The sequence below is a fragment of the Sphingomonas faeni genome (assembly GCF_040407565.1).
Classification (GTDB): domain Bacteria; phylum Pseudomonadota; class Alphaproteobacteria; order Sphingomonadales; family Sphingomonadaceae; genus Sphingomonas; species Sphingomonas faeni_F.
Window position 1 is genome coordinate 570,653 of the sequence record NZ_JAPZPR010000001.1, and the last position, 21,893, is coordinate 592,545.

At 66.7% G+C, this 21,893-nt stretch carries 18 protein-coding genes; 16 read left to right on the forward strand and 2 right to left on the reverse strand.

Going from position 1 to position 21,893, the window contains the following annotated elements:
* Window positions 1-449: 449 nt before the first annotated feature.
* From O6Y00_RS02425 to O6Y00_RS02445, 5 genes are all read left to right on the forward strand, one after another.
* Window positions 450-1,622: an NAD(P)/FAD-dependent oxidoreductase gene (locus O6Y00_RS02425; protein ID WP_353441045.1), complete on the forward strand. Its 1,173-nt coding sequence runs from the start codon at window positions 450-452 to the stop codon at window positions 1,620-1,622.
* A 56-nt stretch (window positions 1,623-1,678) separates the two neighbouring features.
* A complete protein-coding gene (locus O6Y00_RS02430; protein WP_353441046.1) occupies window positions 1,679-3,448 on the forward strand; it encodes a DEAD/DEAH box helicase in 1,770 nt (589 codons plus the stop codon).
* Between the two features lie 137 nt (window positions 3,449-3,585).
* Window positions 3,586-4,047: a YaiI/YqxD family protein gene (locus tag O6Y00_RS02435; RefSeq protein WP_353441047.1), complete on the forward strand. Its 462-nt coding sequence runs from the start codon at window positions 3,586-3,588 to the stop codon at window positions 4,045-4,047.
* 300 nt (window positions 4,048-4,347) lie between these two features.
* Window positions 4,348-5,646, forward strand: a complete 1,299-nt coding sequence (locus O6Y00_RS02440) for an Hsp70 family protein (protein WP_353441048.1) — start codon at window positions 4,348-4,350, stop codon at window positions 5,644-5,646.
* A complete protein-coding gene (locus O6Y00_RS02445) occupies window positions 5,643-6,305 on the forward strand; it encodes a hypothetical protein (protein WP_353441391.1) in 663 nt (220 codons plus the stop codon). Before O6Y00_RS02440 ends, O6Y00_RS02445 begins: the two co-directional genes overlap by 4 nt.
* Here O6Y00_RS02445 and O6Y00_RS02450 read toward each other — a convergent pair.
* The gene (locus O6Y00_RS02450; protein WP_435368572.1) at window positions 6,302-7,765 is read right to left on the reverse strand and encodes a helicase HerA domain-containing protein; all 1,464 of its coding nucleotides are present in this window, start codon (window positions 7,763-7,765) and stop codon (window positions 6,302-6,304) included. The genes O6Y00_RS02445 and O6Y00_RS02450 overlap by 4 nt on opposite strands.
* Window positions 7,766-7,846: 81 nt before the next feature.
* On the opposite strand from O6Y00_RS02450, the gene O6Y00_RS02455 reads away from it, so the two are divergent.
* The 5 genes from O6Y00_RS02455 (at window position 7,847) to ruvA (ending at window position 11,782) form a co-directional block, all read left to right on the forward strand.
* A complete protein-coding gene (locus O6Y00_RS02455; RefSeq protein ID WP_353441050.1) occupies window positions 7,847-8,392 on the forward strand; it encodes a DUF1003 domain-containing protein in 546 nt (181 codons plus the stop codon).
* Between the two features lie 30 nt (window positions 8,393-8,422).
* A complete protein-coding gene (locus O6Y00_RS02460; RefSeq protein WP_056477859.1) occupies window positions 8,423-9,166 on the forward strand; it encodes a YebC/PmpR family DNA-binding transcriptional regulator in 744 nt (247 codons plus the stop codon).
* A 180-nt stretch (window positions 9,167-9,346) separates the two neighbouring features.
* Window positions 9,347-9,853 carry a crossover junction endodeoxyribonuclease RuvC gene (gene ruvC, locus O6Y00_RS02465; RefSeq protein WP_131583635.1) on the forward strand — a complete coding sequence of 169 codons (507 nt, stop codon included), beginning with the start codon at window positions 9,347-9,349 and terminating at the stop codon, window positions 9,851-9,853.
* 241 nt (window positions 9,854-10,094) lie between these two features.
* Window positions 10,095-11,087: a hypothetical protein gene (locus O6Y00_RS02470; protein WP_353441051.1), complete on the forward strand. Its 993-nt coding sequence runs from the start codon at window positions 10,095-10,097 to the stop codon at window positions 11,085-11,087.
* 95 nt (window positions 11,088-11,182) lie between these two features.
* A complete protein-coding gene (ruvA, locus tag O6Y00_RS02475; protein WP_093399715.1) occupies window positions 11,183-11,782 on the forward strand; it encodes a Holliday junction branch migration protein RuvA in 600 nt (199 codons plus the stop codon).
* Between the two features lie 173 nt (window positions 11,783-11,955).
* On the opposite strand, the gene O6Y00_RS02480 is transcribed toward ruvA, so the two are convergent.
* Window positions 11,956-12,864, reverse strand: coding sequence for a 2-hydroxyacid dehydrogenase (locus O6Y00_RS02480; protein WP_353441052.1), 909 nt, complete (start codon window positions 12,862-12,864; stop codon window positions 11,956-11,958).
* Between the two features lie 53 nt (window positions 12,865-12,917).
* On the opposite strand from O6Y00_RS02480, the gene ruvB reads away from it, so the two are divergent.
* The 6 genes from ruvB (at window position 12,918) to ftsH (ending at window position 21,832) form a co-directional block, all read left to right on the forward strand.
* Window positions 12,918-13,943: a Holliday junction branch migration DNA helicase RuvB gene (ruvB, locus tag O6Y00_RS02485; protein ID WP_120299517.1), complete on the forward strand. Its 1,026-nt coding sequence runs from the start codon at window positions 12,918-12,920 to the stop codon at window positions 13,941-13,943.
* A 282-nt stretch (window positions 13,944-14,225) separates the two neighbouring features.
* Window positions 14,226-16,499: a phosphoenolpyruvate--protein phosphotransferase gene (gene ptsP, locus O6Y00_RS02490; RefSeq protein ID WP_353441053.1), complete on the forward strand. Its 2,274-nt coding sequence runs from the start codon at window positions 14,226-14,228 to the stop codon at window positions 16,497-16,499.
* Window positions 16,500-16,607: 108 nt separating this feature from the next.
* On the forward strand, window positions 16,608-17,576 hold the full coding sequence (locus O6Y00_RS02495) for a RodZ domain-containing protein (protein ID WP_353441054.1): 969 nt from the start codon (window positions 16,608-16,610) through the stop codon (window positions 17,574-17,576).
* Between the two features lie 95 nt (window positions 17,577-17,671).
* Entirely contained in the window at window positions 17,672-18,589 is a 918-nt protein-coding gene (locus O6Y00_RS02500; protein ID WP_353441055.1) for a tetratricopeptide repeat protein, read from the forward strand.
* Between the two features lie 193 nt (window positions 18,590-18,782).
* Window positions 18,783-19,748 carry a tRNA lysidine(34) synthetase TilS gene (gene tilS, locus O6Y00_RS02505; RefSeq protein WP_353441056.1) on the forward strand — a complete coding sequence of 322 codons (966 nt, stop codon included), beginning with the start codon at window positions 18,783-18,785 and terminating at the stop codon, window positions 19,746-19,748.
* Window positions 19,749-19,843: 95 nt separating this feature from the next.
* On the forward strand, window positions 19,844-21,832 hold the full coding sequence (gene ftsH / locus O6Y00_RS02510; protein WP_353441057.1) for an ATP-dependent zinc metalloprotease FtsH: 1,989 nt from the start codon (window positions 19,844-19,846) through the stop codon (window positions 21,830-21,832).
* Window positions 21,833-21,893 lie beyond the last annotated feature (61 nt).

The following is a 21,893-nucleotide window of genomic DNA, read 5'->3' on the forward strand; positions in this document are numbered from 1 at the left end:
CCCCTCACCCCGACCCTCTCCCCGAAGGGGAGAGGGAGCAGAAGGGGCGTTATCGCGCTCCTCCACGCCGTCGGACGCTTCCGCGCCCCCGCATGGCGCCATTTCGAACAGCACCACCGTGAGAGACATTGCCGCGATAGGCACCACCCCCGCTCATATGGCACCCCCCCGGCGAAGGCCGGGGCCCAATTGGAAAGGTCGGAGTAACGGTCCGCGACCTAGGCCATTGCCGTCTCCCAATTGGGCCCCGGCCTTCGCCGGGGGGGTGTTAGCCGGCGGATCGGGATGTTTCGCTGATTGCAGATCACTACCTTTGTGGCCAATCCCGAACACGCTACAGCGGCCACCCCTTGTCCTCCCGCGAAGGCGGGAGCCCAGTCTGGTTCCCCGCCTTCGCGGGGAAACACTCTTAATTGGCGGCTGCTGACCGAAGCCGCACGGAGCCACACTTGTCCGAATACGACGCGATAATCCTCGGCGCCGGCGCAGCCGGTCTCATGTGTGCCGCCGTCGCAGGCCAGCGCGGGCGAAAAATCCTGCTCGTCGATCACGCCGACCAGGCGGGCAAGAAGATCCTGATCTCTGGTGGCGGACGGTGCAATTTCACCAACGTCCACACCGCTGCCGACCGCTACATCTCCGCCAACCCGCATTTCGCCAAGTCCGCACTCGGCCGCTACACCGCACAGGATTTCCTCGCGCTCGTCGAATCCTACGGCATCGCGTGGCACGAGAAGACGCTCGGGCAGCTCTTCTGCGACGGCTCGGCACGCCAGATCGTCGAGATGCTGCTCGACGAATGCGACAAGGGGCGAGTCGATTTGTCGCTCGGCCGCGCGGTCACCGGAGTCGACCACGCAGACGGTCGCTACCGCGTGTCGCTAGACGGCCGCACCGTCACCGCGCCTGCGCTCGTCATCGCCACCGGCGGCCCGTCGATCCCGAAGATGGGCGCGACCGGGTTCGCCTATGACCTCGCGCGGCAGTTCGGGCTGAAGGTCGTCGAGCCCCGCCCCGCACTCGTCCCGCTGACACTCGGCGGCGACGAGACGCTGTTCCGCGAACTGTCCGGAGTCGCTGCCGAGGTCGTCGCGACCGCCGGCAAGACCGCATTCCGCGAGGCCGCGCTGTTCACGCACCGTGGCCTGTCCGGCCCCGCGATCCTCCAGGTGTCGTCCTATTGGCGCAACGGCCAGCCCGTCGGCATTGATTTCCTCCCCGATCACGAGTCCGGTTGGCTCCCCGCCGCCAAGCGTACCACGCCGCGCGCGACTCTCCGGAAACTGCTCGGCAACACGCTCCCGGACCGACTCGCGGAGACTTTGAGCGAGCGTTTGGGCCTGGTCGGCGAGATTTCCACGCTCACCGATCGCAAGCTTCAAGACGCTGAACGCGCGCTAAGCCATTGGCAATTCACGCCAAACGGCTCCGAAGGCTATGCCAAGGCCGAGGTCACCGCGGGCGGAATCAGCACCGCGGAACTCTCTTCGCAAACAATGCAAGCCAAACGCGTACCAATGCTGTATGCAGTCGGCGAAGCGGTCGATGTCACAGGGTGGCTCGGCGGCTACAACTTCCAATGGGCATGGGCGAGCGGGTGGGCCGCGGGTCAAGTCCTGTAGGGACCACCACGCCAGTGCCTTGCCGTTGCGTAAGCCGGCCACCAATTAGGACGTACATGCCTTTTACAAATATTCCGTCGCTTCTTTCCGAGGCGCTCGAAGCGCGCGGCTATACCGCGCTCACCCCCGTCCAGGCTCATGTGATCGAGGACAATGCGATCGGTCGCGATCTCGTCGTGTCGGCGCAGACCGGCTCGGGCAAGACCGTGGCGTTCGGCCTGGCAATGGCCGGCGAACTGCTTGGTGAAGCCGGCGAGGACGGCGTCCAGCGCCTGCCCGCGCCGCACAAGCCGCTCGTCCTCTGCATCGCGCCGACTCGCGAGCTCGCGCTCCAGGTCAGCCGCGAGCTGATGTGGCTTTATGCCAAGGCCGGTGCGCGCATTTCGACCTGCGTCGGCGGCATGGACGCCTCGAAGGAGCGTCGTTCGCTCGCCCACGGCGCGCATATCGTCGTCGGCACGCCGGGCCGTCTGCGCGATCACCTCGAGCGTGGCGCGCTCGACCTGTCGGCTCTCAAGGTCGCCGTGCTCGACGAAGCCGACGAGATGCTCGACATGGGTTTCCGCGAGGACCTTGAGCAGATCCTCGACGCGTCGCCTGAAGCACGTCGCACGCTGCTGTTCTCGGCGACGATGCCGCGGCCGATCGTCGCGCTCGCCAAACGCTACCAGAAGGATGCGCTGCGGATCTCGACCGTTGGCGAGGATCGCGGTCATGGCGATATCTCGTACCAGGCCGTCACGGTCTCGCCGTCCGAGATCGAGCATGCGGTGATCAACCTGCTGCGCTTCCACGAGGCGGAGACGGCGATGCTGTTCTGCGCCACGCGTGACAACGTGCGTCACCTGCATGCGAGCCTGGTCGAGCGTGGCTTTGCCGCCGTCGCGCTGTCGGGTGAGCATTCGCAGAACGAGCGTAACGCGGCGCTTCAGGCTTTGCGCGACCGTCGTGCGCGCGTCTGCGTCGCAACCGACGTCGCGGCTCGCGGCATCGATCTGCCGACGCTGAGCCTCGTCGTTCACGTCGAACTGCCGCGCGATGCCGAGACGCTCCAGCATCGCTCGGGTCGTACCGGTCGTGCGGGCAAGAAGGGCACCGCCGTCCTGATCGTGCCGTTCCCGCGTCGTCGTCGCGTCGAAATGATGCTCCGTGGTGCGAAGATCAACGCGGAGTGGGTCAACGCCCCGACCGCGGAGGACATCCGCAAGAATGATCACGAGCGGCTGATCGGCATGCTGTTGCAGCCGGTCGAGGTCGAGGAGGAGGATCGCGCACTCGCCGTCCGCCTGATGGCCGAGAAGACCCCGGAGGACATCGCCGCCGCGCTGGTGCACATGCACCGTGCGACGATGCCGCAGGCCGAGGACCTGATCGACCAGAGCAAGCAGCCGACTCAGGACGAGCGTTCGCAGGGGCCGCGCGCCGGCTTCGAGGACACGGTGTGGTTCCGCATGGACATCGGTCGTCGCCAAAACGCCGATCCGCGCTGGATCCTGCCGCTGATCTGCCGTCGCGGGCACATCACCAAGTCGGAGATCGGTGCGATCCGGATCGGTCCGAACGAGACGGCTTTCGAGATTCCGCGCGCGGTTGCGTCGCGGTTCTCGGCGGCGATCCAGCGTACGGCGCAAGCTGGTGAGGAAGAGAGCGGCGTGGCGATCGAGGCAATGCAGGGTGCGCCGGAGAGCGGCGCGCGGCATGATGGCGGCGGCGGTGGTCGCAGCAATGCGAGCGGCCCCCGCTCGACGCTGCACCGCGCCGCTCCGCGTGGCGGCCCGGCTCCGACGCGGAAGCCGCCGTACCGTGGTAACCGCGAGCGTAGCTGAGTTGGAACGATCCTCCCCCGCAAGGGGGAGGTGTCGCCGAAGGTGACGGAGGGGGAGGATACGCGACAGATGTGGTGGGTGCCTCCCCCTCCGTCAGGCTACGCCTGCCACCCCCCCCTGGCGGGGGAGGATTGTGAATGACTGACACCCCGATCCGCATACTCGTCGATGCCGACGCATGCCCCGTCAAAGACGAGATCTACAAGGTCGCGTGGCGCCACGAAGTCCCCGTGACGATCGTCGCCAACAGCCATTTCCGCATCCCCGTCCACCCGCTGATCGCGCGCGTCGTGGTCAGCGACGGGTTCGACGCCGCCGACGACTGGATCGCCGAACAGGCCGATGCGAAGTCGGTCGTGATCACCGCCGACATCCTGCTCGCCGACCGCTGTGTGAAGGCGGGCGCGACCGTGCTCGCCAACACCGGCAAGCCGTTCACCACCAGTTCGATCGGCGGCGCGATCGCTACGCGTGCGATCATGGCGGACCTGCGCGCGGGCGGCGACATCATCGGCGGGCCGGCGCCGTTCTCCAAGACCGACCGGTCGAGCTTCCTCTCCGCGCTCGATGCGGCGTTGGTGCGGCTCAAGCGACTTTAGGGCAGATCGCCATCGATCTCTCCCCTCCCTGAAAGGGAGGGGCTTGGGGGTGGGTAGGCCGGCTCTGGCCGCAACCGTTCCATGATCCGGAACCCGACCCAACCCCGACCCCTCCCTTTTAGGGAGGGGAGAGAAGAGTTGTGCAGACGCAGTGGGATTGGATGTCGATCTGTCCTGATCCCTCAGACCAGACGGCCGGGGCTGCTGATTATGGTCGCGTCCGTGGTCGCACTTTGCCTGCACGGGGTTGCCATCACGCACCCCGTATCGCCATAGGCGCGCGTTCACGGAGAACATGCGATGCACACGAACGCTGGCGGCCCCGCTTTGGGGCTGGATTTCGGCACGACCAACAGCGTCGTGGCGCTGGGGACGCGCGGCGGGACGCCCGAACTCGTGACCTTCGCCGCTCCCGCAGAGACGAGCCCGGTGTTCCGCTCGGCGTTGTGCTTCTGGCAGGACGACAGCGGCAAGGGCCTCGCGTCGGACGCGGGGCCGTGGGCGATCGCCGAATATATGGAGTACCCGCTGGACAGCCGGTTCATCCAGTCGTTCAAGTCGGTCGCGGCGATGAAGACGTTTGAGCAGGCGTCGGTCTTCGACAAGCGTTACCGGTTCGAGGAAATGGGGCAGCTGTTCCTCGAAAAGCTGATCGCGCACGCGGGCGGCAAGCTCGACACGCGGCCGCACCGGATCGTCGTCGGGCGGCCGGTCGAATATGCCGGCGCGCGACCCGACGAAGCGTTGGCGCGCACCCGCTACGACGCGATGTTCAAGGGCTTCGGCGCGGAGATCCATTACGTCTACGAACCGCTCGGCGCCGCGTACAGCTACGCGACGCGGCTGACCGAGCCGGCAACGATCCTCGTGGCGGACTTCGGCGGCGGTACGAGCGACTTTTCGGTGGTGCGCGTCGCCGAGCCGGGTGCTGCGCGACGGTGCACGCCGCTCGGGCATGCGGGCGTCGGGATCGCGGGCGATCGGTTCGATTATCGGATCCTGGACCGGCTGGTGCTGCCGATGCTCGGCAAGGGCGGCGCGTACAAGTCGTTCGACAAGGAGCTGGAGATTCCGCGCGCCTATTTCGCCGATTTCGCGGACTGGTCGCGGCTGGCGTTAATGCGCAACCGCAAGACGATGACCGAGCTCGAGCGGTTGCAGAAGACCGCGGTCGACCCCGACGCGATCGGGCGGATGATCGCGGTGATCGAGAACGAACTCGGCTATCCGCTGTACGATGCGGTCGGGTCGCTCAAGCGCGCGCTGTCGAGCGGCGAGGATGCGCATTTCCACTTCGCGGGTGCGGGGCTGGAGATCGAGGCGGACGTGACGCGCGCGCAGTTCGAGGGCTGGATCGCCGACGACGTCGTGCGGATCGAGGCGGCGGTTGATCGGGCGCTGGCGGTGGCGAACGTCGGGGGCGGCGATATCGACCGGGTGTTCCTGACGGGCGGGTCGTCGCTGATCCCGCGTATCCGGCGGATCTTCGTCGAGCGGTTCGGCGAGGCGGCGATCATGAGCGGTGGCGAGCTGACCTCGATCGCGCACGGGCTGGCCTTGATCGGCGAGCAGGACGACATCGCGGCGTGGTCGGCATGATTTCGCGCGTGCTTCTTGGGACGGCGCAGGTGCCGGGCGGGGGTGAACTCCGGTTGCTGCAACGTGGCGCGGAGTTCTCGATCATGCTCGGCGCGAACGAGTTGATGAACAGTCGGCTGAGCGGGTCGGAAGAGGCGCTGGCGGAGCAGGCGTGCGACCGGATCGGTTGTCGGCCCGGCGTGCGGATGTTGATCGGCGGGCTCGGCATGGGTTTCACCCTGCGCGCGGCACTCGCGCGGCTCGGCCCCGACGCACGTGTAGCGGTTGCGGAGATCGTCCCCGCGGTCATCGAATGGGCGCGCGGGTCGATGGCGTCGTTCCACGGCGACAGCCTGACCGATCCGCGAACCCGCATCATCGAGGGCGACGTCGCCGCGGCGATCGCGGAGGGGGATTGGGACGCGATCCTGCTCGACGTCGACAACGGTCCGGACGGCCTGTCGCGCCCGGGGAACGACCGGCTCTACGGCTTGCGCGGACTGGCGGCGGCGCGCGCGGCGTTGCGGCCCGGCGGCGTGCTGGCCGTGTGGTCGGCCGCGCCGAGCAAGCCCTTCGCCAACCGCCTCGCCGATGCCGGGTTCGCCGTGGACGAGGTCGTCGCCCGCGCCACGCGGAAAGGTGGCGGACGACACGTCATCTGGTTCGCGACGAAGGCTTAGGCCGCTTCCGCCGGCTGCGTCGTCCAGCCCAGCCGCGGGATCGTGATCGATCGCTTGCCCGACAGGTCGACCCGGCACACGATCAGGTCGCGGCTCTCGATATAGCCGACCAGCCGCCGGATGCGTCCGAGCGAACTCGTCCCGTAGGTTTCCGCGATCCGCGCATCCGACGGGCAGGGCTCGCCCTCGCGTGCGGCCCGCGCCATCAGCAGGAACGCGCCGAGCATGTCGTCGGGCAGCGCGCTCGCCAGCTCCAGCGCCTCGGCCCATTCGGGATCGGTCGCGTCGAAGATCCCCGCGCGCGCGCAACTCAGGCGGCGCGTGAACCCAGGCAGGTCGAGCGGTGGCCGCGCGAGCCCGCCCATCCGGCACCGCACCTGGAAATCCTGGAACAGCACCGAGGGCGGTCGCAACGCGGACTCGCGGTCCTCGACGATCGCGCGGAACACGTCGGCATAGATCGCCTCCACCTCGGCGTCGGTCTTGTCGGGCGGTGGCGCCGCCGCGGTGCGCGGTTCGGGGGCGCGGCCGATGCCGTCGATCAGTTCGTCGGCGGGCACACGACGCGGGCGCGAGTCGAAGAGCAGGCCGAGTTCGGGCGCGTCGACCACCGGCTCGAACAACAGGCTTTCGAGATCCATCGGTGCCGCGGTGGGGAGGGGGGTAAGCTTCGGGCTGCCGCTGCGCGCCGACGTATCGACCTCGCCGATCTTCACGGTAATCGGTCGCCGCGACACCGCCGGACCGAGCGCCATGAACGTGCCGCGCTGGAGATCGCGAATCGCCTCCGCCTGGCGCCGCTCCATCCCGAGCAGATCGGCCGCGCGCGCCATGTCGATATCGAGGAAGGTGCGGCCCATCAGGAAGTTCGACGCCTCCGCCGCGACGTTCTTGGCAAGCTTCGCCAGCCGCTGCGTCGCGATCACGCCGGCGAGGCCACGTTTACGCCCCCGGCACATCAGGTTGGTCATCGCCGCCAGCGAGGCGCGGCGCACTTCCTCTGAGACTTCGCCACCGGTGACGGGCGCGAACATCTGCGCCTCGTCGACCACCACCAGCACCGGATACCAATGCTCGCGCGGCGCATCGAACAGCGCCGACAGGAACGACGCGGCGCAGCGCATCTGGCCCTCGACCTCGAGCCCTTCGAGGCTGAGCACCGCGGACGTGCGATGTTCGCGCAGCCGCCCCGCCATCCGTGCGATCTCGCGTTCGCTATACTCGCCGGCCTCGATCACGACGTGACCGTGCGGGCCGGCGAGCGTCACGAAATCGCCTTCCGGATCGATCACGATCTGCTGGACATGCCCCGCCGATCGCTCGAGCAGACGGCGCAGCAGATGCGATTTGCCCGATCCTGAGTTGCCCTGGACAAGCAGTCGAGTGGCGAGAAGTTCCTCCAGGTCGACGCCCACGGACGCGCCGGTGCCGTCCGTTCCCATGTCTACGCTTACGGTCATCCGGCGCGTGTGGCAGGTGCGGGCGCGTCGGGGCAAGGAGTCTTTGTGGCTTTTGCCGAGAACCGGGATAAGGCGCGCGTCATGGCCACGAATCTATCCCGCCTCGCCGAACTCTCGCAACGCTTGTTGGGCAAGGCGCCTGGCGATCTCGACGACGAGGAGCGCCGCGTCCTTGCCGGCATCGAGTCAGGCACCACCGTCAGCCGCGACGCCGCCGACGTGTCGGACGAACAGTCGACCTTTGGCGAACGACTGTCCGACCGGGTCGCGGCGATCGGCGGGTCGTGGGGGTTCATCATCGCGTTCACCGCGGTGCTCATTGGCTGGATGCTGCTGAATTCGGACATTCTCGCGCATTTCGGGCGCGCGTTCGATCCGTACCCCTACATCTTCCTCAACCTGCTGTTGTCGACGGTCGCGGCGATCCAGGCGCCGGTCATCATGATGAGCCAGAACCGGCAATCGGCGAAGGATCGCTTGGCGGCGAGCCTCGACTACGAGACCAACCTGCGCGCCGAACTCGATATCTTGCGCGTGCATCACAAGATCGATCACCTGGTGCTCGCGCGGCTCGACGCGATCGAGCAGAAGATCGACGCTCTGGCGAAAACGGCCTCACCGTCCTAAAGCCACCGCATCAGGCTATTAGAGGCACCGATGGCAGGCCATTCCAAATACAAGAATATCATGTACCGCAAGGGCGCGCAGGACAAGAAGCGCTCGTCGGCGTTCAGCAAGCTCAGCCGGGAAATCACGGTCGCAGCCAAGATGGGCCTGCCCGACGTCGACATGAACCCGCGCCTGCGCGCGGCGGTGAATGCGGCCAAGGCGGCGTCGTTGCCGAAGGAGAACATCCAGCGCTCGATCGACAAGGCGAGCCGCGGCGATGCCGAGAATTACGAAGAGATCCGCTATGAGGGTTTTGGCCCCGGCGGCGTCTCGCTGATCATCGAGGCGCTGACCGACAACCGCAACCGCACCGCGACCAACGTGCGCGTCGCGGTCGGCAAGAACGGCGGCAACCTCGGCGCGGGCGGTTCGGTCAGCCACGCGTTCGACCGCGTCGGGCTGATCTCGTATCCGGCGAGCGCAGGCGACGCCGACACGGTGTTCGAAGCGGCGCTGGAGGCTGGCGCCGAGGACGTCACGTCGAGCGAGGACGGCCATGAAGTCTGGACCGCGCAGGGCGACTTGCACGAGGTGGCCAAGGCTCTGGAAGCCAAGCTCGGCGAGGCCGAAGGCGCCAAGCTCGCCTGGCGCCCGCAGGTGATGGTCGCGGTCGGTGCGGACGATGCGGCAACGCTGTTCAAGCTGATCGACGCGCTCGACGACGACGACGACGTGCAGACGGTGTGGGGCAATTACGAGATCTCCGACGAGATCATGGAGTCGCTGGGTTGAGATGAAGATTGGTTCACGCGAAGGCGCAAAGGCGCAAAGAGGTTCGCGTGGGCTAGTGGTCCGCGAAGGCGGAATGTATGTTTGGTGGCCAAGAGCACTGATGAGGATGCCGCTAACGCGGCAGGGCTGTCGAGCACGTGACACCTTCGCGCCTTTGCGCCTTTGCGTGAACCAATCTTCATGATCATCCTCGGACTAGACCCCGGCCTCGGCACCACCGGCTGGGGCGTCATCCGTGCCGATGGCAACCGCCTGAGCCATATCGCCAACGGCCAGATCAAGACCGATCCGTCGATGGCGCTCCCCCGCCGCCTTACCGCGCTCTACAACGCGCTGATCGACGTCATCCGCACCGAACGCCCGGACGGCGCGGCGGTCGAGGAAGTGCTCGGGAACACCAACGCGCAGTCGACGCTGAAACTCGGGCAAGCGCGCGGCGTCGTCCTGCTCGCCGCCGCCGGCGCCGGGCTGCATATCGGCGAATACCACCCTTCGACCGTCAAGAAGGGCGTCGTCGGCACTGGCGGCGCGGACAAGAAACAGATCCAGGCGATGATGGCCGTGCTGCTGCCCGGTGCGAAACTGGCCGGCCCCGACGCCGCCGATGCGCTTGCGGTGGCGATCACTCACGCGCATCACGTCGCCAGCGCGGCTGCCTTGTCGCGACGAAGCGGCATCGGTGCCTGAATCGCCCGATGGCAATGGGTTAGGCGGCTGAGCACCAGATTGATGATCGTCCTGACCACCAACAGGACACCGCTACATCGATCGGCGTCCATGACCAAACACAGCACGTCGATGAATCTAGTCCAAAATGATCCTATTTCTTGCGCGATTACAGTCGTTAAGAGTTTTTGTAGCCAAAGCGAGAATGCTGTGGCACGCGGCTGCCCGCCGAAACTTTATAACCTGAATCAATGGCGGGGCGATGAAACTCGATCAAATGCGAGGGGGCACGAACATCGACGGCGTGTCGGATGATGCGTTCGCGATGCCACCCGGAATGCGCATGCGCTACGATCGTCCCGCGCCGGAATTGTCGGCGTATCTGACCGGCTACGCGATCTATGCCGCCGACGATCCTGCGCCGATGATCAATTGGTACCTGCCCTCGCCGGCGATGATATCGGTGCTGGTCGAAGCGGGGCCGGTGAATGTGTCGATCGGCAATCATCGATTTGGCCCGCTGGATCGCGCCAGTCTTTACGGTCCTACCAGCCGTGCCTTGCGCACGGAGACGAGGACTGGGATTTCCGTCGGTGTCGGCTTGAGCGCGCTGGGCTGGTCTCGATTGACGATGCGGTCGGCAGGGGATTTTCACAATCGGGTGGCGCCCTTGTCGACCGTGATGGGGTCGGCGCTGGCAAAGCGCCTGATCGATGGGCTTGATGCGCTCGACGACGACGCGCAGATCGCGCCGCTGCTCGACGGCATTTTCGCGCCGCTGTTCGGGCATCGCCATCCGCGCGACGACCTGATCCGGGCGTTCACCGCACTCAGCGTGACCGACGGCGTGATCGAGATGAAGGACGTCGCCGAGCGGCTCGGCGTCGCGACGCACGAGTTGCGGCGCATGGCGACACGGCATTTCGGCATGCCGCCCAAGCTGCTGCTGCGGCGCGCGCGGTTCCTGCGGTCGTTCATCCGGTTGATGACGGCCGAGGGGCTGGCCGATTATTCGATGATCGACAGCAGCTATTTCGATGCGTCGCATTTCCTGCGCGACGCCGGCACGTTCCTCGGGACGACGCCGCGACGGTTCATCGCATCCGATACGACGTTCCTGCGCGCCAGCCTGCGCGCGCGCGCCGCCGTGATCGGTACGCCGACGCAGGCGCTGCACGGTGCCTCCGCATCGTCGCTTGCGGCCGTTCCAGGTCTGGCGCAATCGGAGATCCTGCGCCGTCACTCCAACGGCTGACGCGTACGACCCGCGAAAGGCGTGGGATCAGCGATTCGGTGTCGCTGGGTCTTTGCCGGGATGACGCCGCCGTCGCAGTGTTCTACCCCGGCGCCATGATCGTGCATCTCAAAGGACGGCTGGACTCGACCGGCATCGACCATGCCGTGATCGACGTCGGCGGCGTCGGCTATCTCGTCGGCGCATCGGCGCGCACGCTGTCGGCGCTCGGGCCGATCGGCGAGGCCTGCACGGTGTTCACCGAATTGCTCGTTGGCGAGGATTTTCAGCGGCTGGTCGGGTTTTCGAGCGCGGACGAGCGCGACTGGTTCCGGTTGCTGACGGGCGTGCAGGGTGTCGGCGCGCGCGTGGCGCTAGCGATCCTGTCCGCGCTGGAGCCCGTCGATCTCTCACGAGCGATCGCCAGCGGCGACAAGGCGATGGTCGCGCGCGCGAACGGCGTGGGGCCGAAGCTTGCCCAGCGTATCGTCATGGAATTGAAGGACAAGGTCGGCGGTATAGCGCTCGGGCTCGGGCCGGCGGTGGTCAATGCCGCGCCGGGCGCGTCGGCGGATGCGGTGTCGGCGCTACTCAACCTCGGGTTCCGCCCGAACGAGGCGAGCGTCGCGGTGGCGGCGGCGGACGAGGAGTTGGGGCCGGGAGCCTCGCTCGACGCATTGGTCCGGCTGGCGTTGCGGAAAGCGTCGAAGGCTTAGCGTCGGCAAAAATTGCAGGTCGCGTATCTAACAATCCTCCCCCGCAAGGGGGAGGTGGCTGGCGCTTGCCAGACGGAGGGGGAGGCACGCGACACGTTTGTTGCGTGTCCTCCCCCTCCGTCACCTGCGGTGCCACCTCCCCCTGGCGGGGGAGGATTGCTATCCAGCTCGGTTCAAAGCGGGGTGAGCAGCGCTTTCCCGCCGAAATGTGCATCGAGGTTCGCAACCACCAACGCCGCCATCGCCGCCCGCCCATCGACGGTCGCGCTACCCTGATGCGGTGACAGAACAACCTGATCCATCGTTTTAACCGCGTCGGGAACCGCAGGTTCGTCGGCGAACACATCGAGCCCCGCCCCGGCGATCGTCCCGTCTAGAAGTGCCGCCACCAACGCCGGTTCGTCGACCAGGCTACCGCGAGCAATGTTGACGAAAATACCGTCCTCGCCAAGCGCCGCGAGAACCCCCGCATCCACGATATGCGACGTCGCCTCGCCCCCAGGCGCGGCAATGATCAGCACGTCGCACGACGCCGCAAGCGAAGCGATGTCGGCATGGAACACGCCTGCGAAATCTGGCTTGGCGGAGCGCGCCGTATAGTGGAACTCACTCGCAAAGGGCGCAGCGCGCTTGGCAATGGCCTTGCCGATCCTGCCCAGTCCGAAGATCCCGATCCGCCGTCCGCTAGCACGTCGAGCGAGGTCGACCGACCACCCGCCGCCCCGCACCGCACGGTCGTTCGCGACGATCCGCCGCTGCACCGCCAGCATCAGTCCGATCGCGAGGTCCGCGACGTCGTCGGTCAGCACGTCGGGCGTCGTCGTCACCGCGATGCCGCGCGCCTTGGTCGCGGCAAGGTCAATTCCGTCGTAGCCGACGCCGTGGATCGCTATGATCTCCAGCGCGGGCAGGCGATCGAGCAGCGCCGCACCCACCACGCTGCTCCCGCCGCCGACGATCGCGCGCGTCGTCGCCGGCGGATCCTTGCGGTGCAGCGCAAAGCGCTCGGCGAGCGTCGCCTCCAGCGCGGGCGAAACTCCGCCCAGCAGATACAAATCGGGGTGCGAGGTGTCGTTGGTCATCCCGCACCCATAGCCGCCTTGCCCCCTTCACCGCGAGCGCGCTATCGCAGGGTGTGACCGATACAGACCGCATCCTGACTGCCGCCAAGCGTCCCGAAGACGTCGACGCCGCGCTGCGCCCGAAGACGCTCGACGAATTCGTCGGGCAGAAGGCCGCGCGCGAGAACCTGCGCATCTTCATCCAGGCGGCGAAGTCGCGTGGCGATGCGCTCGATCACGTGCTGTTCTTCGGGCCGCCGGGGCTCGGCAAGACTACGCTCGCGCAGATCGTCGCACGCGAGATGGGAGTGGGGTTTCGCGCCACCTCGGGGCCGGTGATCGCCAAGTCCGGCGATCTCGCCGCTCTGTTGACCAATCTTGAGGACGGCGACGTCCTCTTCATCGACGAGATCCACCGGTTGCAGCCTGCGGTCGAGGAAGTGCTCTACCCGGCGATGGAGGACCGTGCGCTTGACCTGATGATCGGTGAGGGCCCGAGCGCACGATCGGTGCGGATCGACCTGCCGCGGTTCACGCTGATCGGTGCGACCACGCGGCAGGGGTTGCTGACGACGCCGTTGCGCGATCGCTTCGGCATCCCGGTGCGCCTGCAATTCTACACGGTCGAGGAACTGGAGCGCGTCGTCACGCGCGCCGCCGGGCTGCTCGGGCTGGGGATCGCCAAGGACGGTGCGATGGAGATCGCGCGCCGCGCCCGCGGGACGCCGCGTATCGCCGGGCGCCTGCTGCGGCGTGTACGAGATTTCGCCAATGTCGCGGGGCACGAGACGGTCGACGCGCGGGCGGCGGATGCGGCGCTTAACCGGCTGGAGGTCGATTCGCTTGGGCTCGACGCGATGGATCGACGGTACCTGATGATGATCGCCGACATCTACCGCGGCGGCCCGGTCGGCGTGGAGACTCTTGCGGCGGGCCTCAGCGAGCCGCGCGACACGATCGAGGAAGTGATCGAGCCCTATCTGATCCAGTTGGGCCTGATCGCGCGAACGGCACGCGGCCGGTTCCTGAACGCTGGCGGCTGGAAACACTTGGGCTTGAACCCGCCAGCCGGCAGCCAGGACGGCCTCTTCGACACCTAGACTATTCTGCAATCCTCCCCCGCCAGGGGGAGGTGGCTGGCGCTTGCCAGACGGAGGGGGAGACAGGCGAAACGCCTGTTCCGGGTCCTCCCCCTCCGTCGCCTACGGCGCCACCTCCTCCTGGCGGGGGAGGATTAGTTTAAGTTCGTCGGCAATGAGCGCTTTTCCGCTAACGCCGATGTCACGCTTGTAAAAAATCGCATCTGAAGATCGATCGAACTTGGGTGCGACACTGCTTTTGTTGCGTGGCACCCAGGCGCGTCATCTGATAGCCGTACCGCCATGCCCCTTTCGGCCGCCGCCTCCGCCCGCGAAATCCTCACCAGCCTTCACGACGTGATGGCCTCGCGCACGTCCGCGCAAGCCAAGCTGAACGCCGTCGTCGGCATCATCGCCACCGCGATCAACAGCGAAGTCTGCTCGATCTATCTGTTGCGTGAAGGCGTGCTCGAACTGTTCGCGACCCGCGGCCTCGACCAGGCGGCGGTCCACGTCACGAAGCTCGCGCTCGGCGAAGGTCTGGTCGGCACGATCGCCGAGGACGTCGAGGTGCTCAACCTCGACGAAGCCGCCAGCCACCCCGACTTCGCCTACAAGCCCGAAACCGGCGAGGATCGCTTCCACAGTTTTGCGGGCGTGCCGATCATCCGCCGCGAGCGCTCCGTCGGCGTCCTGGCCGTCCAGCACACGGACCAGCGCAAATATGCGGACGTCGAGATCGAGGCGTTGCAGACGGTCGCGATGGTGCTCTCCGAACTGATCGCCAACGCAGGCCTGATCGACACCACCGGCGGCGGCGCGGACCGGCCGCAGTCGACCGCGGCGATGCGCATCCCCGGCCAGAAGCTCGTCGACGGCATGGGCGCAGGCTTCGCGGTCTATCACCAGCCGCGCATCCACATCGAACACACGGTCGCCGAGGATACCGACGCCGAGCGCCACCGCGTCTATGCGGCGTTCGACAAGATGCGCGAAGGCATCGACCGGATGACGCGCGAGGCCGAATTCGGTGTCGGCGGCGAGCACGTCGAAGTGCTCCAGACCTACAAGATGTTTGCGTACGACGAGGGCTGGGCGCGGCGGATCAATGAGGCGATCGACTCCGGGCTCACGGCAGAGGCGGCGATCGAACGCGTCCAGCAACGCACCCGCCAGCGCATGCGCCAGATCGACGATCCGCTGCTGGCCGACCGGATGCACGATCTGGAGGATTTGTCGAACCGACTGCTCCGGATCGTCTCGGGCCAGATGGGCACCGCCGCACAGATGGGCCTCCGCCAGGACACCATCCTCATCGCGCGCAACCTCGGCCCCGCCGAACTGCTCGAGTACGACAAGCGGCGGCTCAAGGGCGTAATCCTCGAAGAGGGATCGCTCACCGCACACGTCACGATCGTCGCGCGCGCGATGGGCGTGCCCGTGCTCGGCCGCGTTCGCGACATCCGCCGGTTGGTCGCAGAGGGCGACATGCTGTTGCTCGACAGCGCCGAGAGCAACGTCTTCGCGCGGCCCTCGGCAGCGATGGAGGAAGCGTTCGAGGCGCGCCTCGCGATGCGGCAGAAGCGCAAGGCGGCGTTCGCGGCGCTGCGCGACGTGCCGCCGATTACCAAGGACGGCCACCGACTGACCCTGATGGTCAACGCCGGGCTGCGCGACGACGTGGCCGCGCTCGACGTCACCGGCGCGGACGGGATCGGCCTGTTCCGCACCGAATTCCAGTTCCTCGTCTCCGCGACCCTGCCGCAGCGCGAGCGTCAGCAGCGGCTCTACCGTGAGGTGCTCGACGCGGCGGGCGACCGCCCGGTGATCTTCCGCACCGTCGATATCGGCGGCGACAAGGCGCTGCCGTATCTCAACAAGGAAGATTCGGACGAGGAGAACCCGGCGATGGGCTGGCGCGCACTGCGCCTCGGCCTGGAGCGCGACGGGTTGATGAAGGTCCAGGCGCGCGCGCTGCTCGAAGCCGCCGCCGGTCGCACGCTCAACGTCATGTTCCCGATGGTCAGCGAGCCGTGGGAGTTTGACGAGGCACGTGCGCTGTTCGAGGCGCAGCGGACCTGGCTCGAGGGGCGCGGACGGAAGATGCCGCTCGCGATCCGCTACGGTGCGATGTTGGAGGTGCCGGCGCTCGCCGAGATGCTCGACATTCTGTTGCCGAAGATCGAGTTCCTGTCGATCGGCACGAACGATCTCACGCAGTTCCTGTTCGCCGCCGATCGCGCCAACCCGAAGCTCGCCGAGCGCTACGACTGGCTCAGCCCGTCGATCCTGCGCTTCATCGCGCGGCTGGTATCGCCGGTCCGCGACGCCTCCGTCGATCTGGCGGTCTGCGGCGAGATGGGCGGACGGCCGCTGGAGGCGATGGCGCTGATCGGGCTCGGCATTGAGAGGTTGTCCATCACCCCCGCGGCCGTCGGCCCGATCAAGGCGATGACGCGCTCGCTCGATCGCGCTGCTCTCGTCGCATTCATGGCAGGGCTGCTGGCCAACCCGCCGCGCGACATGCGCGGTGCGCTGACCAACTGGGCGACCGAAAACGGCGTCGAAATCGTCTGATCGGCGGAAAGCTGCGGTTAAGACGTTCGGTGCGTTGACACGGCTAAGGGCCTCTGAAAGACGGGTGACATGGCGGGCAACGCTACGCGCCCGCACTCGGAGATAAGAATGGACGAGGTCGAAACCGGCCAGAACACAGCACCCGCTCAACCAGAGCGTGCTGGCGACATTCTCCGTAAGGCGCGCGAGGCGCAGGGCCTGACCGTCGCAGATATCGCGACGCGTACCCGCGTGCCGCTGCGTCATCTCGAAGCGATCGAGGCGTCCGATTATTCGACGTTGCCGTCCTCGACCTACGCGGTCGGGTTCAGCCGCGCCTATGCGCGCGCGATGGGCATCGACGAGGTGCAGATCGCGAACATCGTCCGTAGCGACGTCGCCAAGCTGGGCAGCAAGAAGCCAGAATACGAACCGTACGAGATGACCGATCCGTCGCGCGTGCCTTCGCGTGGTTTGGCGATCGTTGCGCTGGGCATCGCGATCGCGGTGCTGGTGCTGGTCGGGCTGTGGTACGGCACCGACATGTTCCGCGGCTCGAACAATGCCTCGATCACGACGCCGATCGCCGAGACCGCGCCGAACCCCGCCGCGCAGACCGCGCAACCGGTCCCTGCGCCGGCCACGCCTGCCAACGGACAAGTCACGCTGACCGCCTCGGACGAGGTGTGGATGCGCGTCTACGATGCCGACAACAAGACGCTGTACCTCGGCACGATGAAGCCCGGCGAGAAGTTCGACGTGCCGAAGGATGCCAAGGACCCGAAGATCAACATCGGTCGCGCGGACAAGCTGGCGGTGACGCTCAACGGCGCCGCTGCCCCTGCGCTCGGCACGGGTGAGCGCGCGATCAAGGACGTGTCCGTGGGTGCGCCGGCGATCGCGGCGCGGATTGCCGGCACGCCCAAGCCTCAGGCCACGCCGACCGCGACCGAAGCGACGTCGACACGATCGTCCGAGCGTCCGCGCACGGCTAGCCGACCCCGCACGCCGCGTCGTCCACTGAGCGAAACGCAGCGCGCAAACCTGGATGCGGCTGCCAACCCGCCGCCCGCCGCTACGGCAACGCCCAATCCGTAACGGCGGCAGATCGGCGCCAAGGTCTTAAGGCTGGCGACAGGATGGGTAGTGCAGCTATACCCGGACGATTAACCAATCACCGGGGGGTGTGACCCATGCTTAAGTCAATTCTGGTCGGCGTCTGCCTCGCGGCGTTCCTGCCCGCCGCCGCACAGGCACAAAATGTCGAGGGCCGCGTCGGCAAGCTCGAAAGCGAAATGCGCGCGGTCCAGCGCAAGGTCTTCCCGGGCGGTGCGGGCCAGATGCTCCAGCCCGAAGTCCGTGCGCCACAGAGCGAGCAGGGCCCCGGACCGGGCTCGCCCGCGACCAGCGCACTCGCCGACGTAAACCAGCGCGTGACGTCGCTCGAACAGCAGATGACTTCGCTCACCGAGCAGATCGAGCAGAACCAGAACCGCACCCGCCAGTTGCAGGACGCGTTCGACAATTATCGCCGCTCGAACGACGCACGGCTGAAGACGCTCGAGACCGGCCCCGCGCCGATCGCGACGGGGGCAGGCGGCCCGATCGAGTCCGATGACCAGTCGAGCGGCCCCTCGCGCCCGACCACGCGCCCCGAAACCGCGAGCAAGCCCGGCGCGGCGACACCGACCAAGGTCTCGGTCGAGAAGCCTTCGACCGGCGATCCGGCGGAAGACGAGTATATGTACGGCTATCGCCTCTGGGCAGCCAAGCAATACCCGCAGGCTGAGGCTCAGCTGAAGAAGGTCGTCGCCGAATACCCGAAGAGCAAGCGTGCCAGCTATGCGCAGAATCTGCTCGGCCGGTCATATCTAGACGAAGGCAAGCCGAGCCTCGCGTCGATGGCGTTCTACGACAATTACAAGAAGATGCCCGAGGGCGAGCGTGCGCCGGACAGCCTGCTGTATCTGGGGCAAGCGCTGACCAAGCTCAACAAGCCGGCGGATGCGTGCAAGGTGTATGACGAGTTGAACGACGTCTACGGCGCGAAGATGGCGTCGGCGATGAAGGGGCAGGTTGCCGCCGGGCGCAGCGCGGCGAAGTGCAAGTAAGCGATATCTTGATGGTCAAGCGTGATCGCCTGCTCGTGTCTGCACCTCGCGAACCGGCCCCACCCCGGCGGAGGCCGGGGCCCAGTTGGAAAGGTCGCAGTAACGGATCGCGGCGCTCGATCAGCACCGTCTCCCAACTGGGCCCCGGCCTCCGCCGGGGTGGTGAGCTTTTGACGATGATGACGCACACCGCATGACCGAAGAAGGACGCCGCTTCGCCGCCGACTTCGCGCGGCTCGCCAGCGACATCACCACCCCGCTGTTTGCGGTCTCCGGCGGCCCCGACAGCATGGCGATGCTCACCCTCGCGCACGAAGCACTCCCCCCCGGCTTCACGGTCGCCAGCATTGATCACCGCCTTCGCCCCGAAGCGGTTGAAGAGTCCGCGATGGTCGCCGCGCATTGCGCAACGCTCGGCATTCCCCACGCCACGCTCGCTCCCAGCGAACCGATCACCGGTGCCAGCATCCAGGCGCAGGCCCGCACCACGCGCTACGCTCTCCTCACCGATCACGCCCGCGCGATCGGGGCAGGGGCGCTCGTCACTGGCCATCACGCCGACGACCAGGCCGAAACCTTCCTCATGCGCGCCGCACGCGGGTCGGGGCTCGCCGGTCTCGCCGGGGTCCGGGCGCGCACCGAAGTCCACGGCATCACGGTGATCCGCCCCTTGCTTGACTGGCGCCGCGCCGAACTCCGCGCGATCGTCCGCCGTGCGGAGGTACCGTTCTTCGACGACCCCTCGAACCACGACGACCGTCACGATCGCACCCGCTTCCGCCGGTTGCTCGACGAGAACGAATGGCTCGGCACGCCCAACCTCGCCCGCGCCGCAGCGGCACTCGCCGAGACCGACACCGACGTCCGCGCGATGGTCGACTGGATCTGGACCGAACGCGCCAAGGTCGGCGGCGGCGAGGTGAAGCTCGCGGTCGAGAACCTCCCCCGCGAAATCCTCCGCCGCCTCGCCCGCCGCGCGATCGCCGTGGTTCGCACCGAGGCTGGCATCGTCGCGCCCGCGTGGACCGAGGCCGCGAACATCGAAAGCCTGCTCGACTCGCTGATGGCCGGCAAGCGCACGACCCAGGCAGGCGTCATTGCCAGCATACGCGGCGACGTGTGGCGGTTCCGCGAAGCGCCCCCGCGCCGGGTAACGTGACCGCTCGTTCACACTGATCAACGCAAGTCGCGCGTTGTTCCATTGCCATTAACCTGCGCACGCTTATCTTGTGGCGTGAAAGGTATCGTGCACCCATGAGCGACAACGACAACCGCGGTCAGAAGCCCCAGGGGCCTGGAAACGGTGGCCCCGAAAACGGCGGTGGCAATCCTTGGATGAAAAGCCTGCTGATCTGGGTGGGCATCCTGCTCGCGCTGGCGCTGTTCGTGACCATGTTCGATGGCCGCACGGCGACGACGGGTGGTAACACGATCGCGTATTCGGCGTTCCTGGACAAGGTCGACGAGGGCACCGTCAAGGACGTCAACATCTCGCGCGATATCATCTCGGGGACGCTGTCGTCGGGCGAGAAGTTCAAGTCGTACCCGATTCCGGATTCGACGCTCGTGCCCAAGCTGCGCGAGAAGGGCGTGTCGATCAGCGCCAAGCCCGAAGAGGGCCCGTCGATGCTGGCGTTGCTCCTTTATCAGTCGCTGCCGTTCCTGCTGTTCCTCGGCATCGCGTTCTTCGTTCTGAAGCAGATGCAGAAGAATTCGGGCTCCGGCGCGATGGGCTTCGGCAAGTCGCGCGCCAAGATGCTGACGCAGAAGGAAGGTAAAGTCACCTTCCAGGACGTCGCCGGCATCGACGAGGCTCGCGAAGAGTTGGAAGAGATCGTCGAGTTCCTCAAGGACCCGACCAAGTTCGCGCGTCTAGGCGGCAAGATCCCCAAGGGCGCGCTACTGGTCGGCTCGCCGGGTACCGGCAAGACGCTGCTCGCTCGCGCGATCGCGGGTGAAGCCGGCGTGCCCTTCTTCACGATCTCGGGTTCCGATTTCGTCGAGATGTTCGTCGGCGTCGGCGCGAGCCGCGTTCGCGACATGTTCGAGCAGGCGAAGAAGTCCGCACCGTGCATCGTCTTCATCGACGAAATCGATGCAGTCGGTCGTCATCGCGGTGCCGGTCTCGGCAATGGTAACGACGAGCGCGAGCAGACGCTGAACCAGCTGCTGGTCGAGATGGACGGCTTCGAGGCGAACGAAGGCATCATCATCATCGCCGCGACCAACCGTCCCGACGTGCTCGATCCCGCGCTGCTGCGTCCGGGCCGTTTCGATCGCCAAGTCACGGTGCCGCGTCCGGATATCGAAGGCCGCATCAAGATCCTCGAAGTGCACATGAAGAAGGTGCCGCTCGCCCCCGACGTCGATGCACGGGTTATCGCACGCGGAACGCCCGGTTTCTCGGGTGCCGATCTCGCCAACCTTGTTAACGAGGCTGCGCTGCACGCGGCGCGCAAGGGCAAGCGCCTGGTGGCAATGGCCGAGTTCGAGGAGGCCAAGGACAAGGTCATGATGGGCGCTGAGCGTCGCAGCATGGTCATGACCGACGACGAGAAGCGGATGACCGCGTATCACGAGGCCGGCCATGCCGTCGTTGCGATGCACGAGGCCGCCTCGGATCCGATTCACAAGGCGACGATCATCCCGCGCGGTCGTGCGCTGGGCATGGTCATGCGGCTGCCCGAGCGTGACTCGTACAGCTATCACCGCGACAAGATGTACGCGAACCTCGCGGTCTCGATGGGTGGCCGCGTCGCCGAGGAGGTCATCTTCGGCTACGACAAGGTTTCGAGCGGAGCCTCGGGCGATATCCAGTATGCCACGGGTCTGGCCCGAGACATGGTCACGCGCTGGGGCATGTCCGACAAGGTCGGCCCGCTCGAATACGGCGAGCCCGAAGGCGAGTCGTTCCTCGGTTACTCGTCGAGCCGTCCGTCGCGCATGTCGAACCAGACCGCGCAGCTGATCGACGACGAGATCAAGCGGATCGTCGAAGGCGGTCTCGACCGCGCCAAGCAGGTGCTGAGCGATCATGTCGACCAGCTCCATACCGTGGCCGGCGCACTGCTCGAATTCGAGACGCTCACGGGTGACGAAATCAAGAAGCTGATCGCCGGCGAGGATCTTGATCGTCCGGATCCGGGTGCGAAGGCGTCGACCGTCCCACGTGCGGGTACGTCGATACCGAAGACGCGGCGTCCGTCTGGTCCGTTCGGTACGCCAACACCTTTGGGGGCGTGATCCGGTTCACCGGGCAGTCACCTAAGTAGCTCTATGGGCGGTCTTTTCTCGGAAAGGCCGC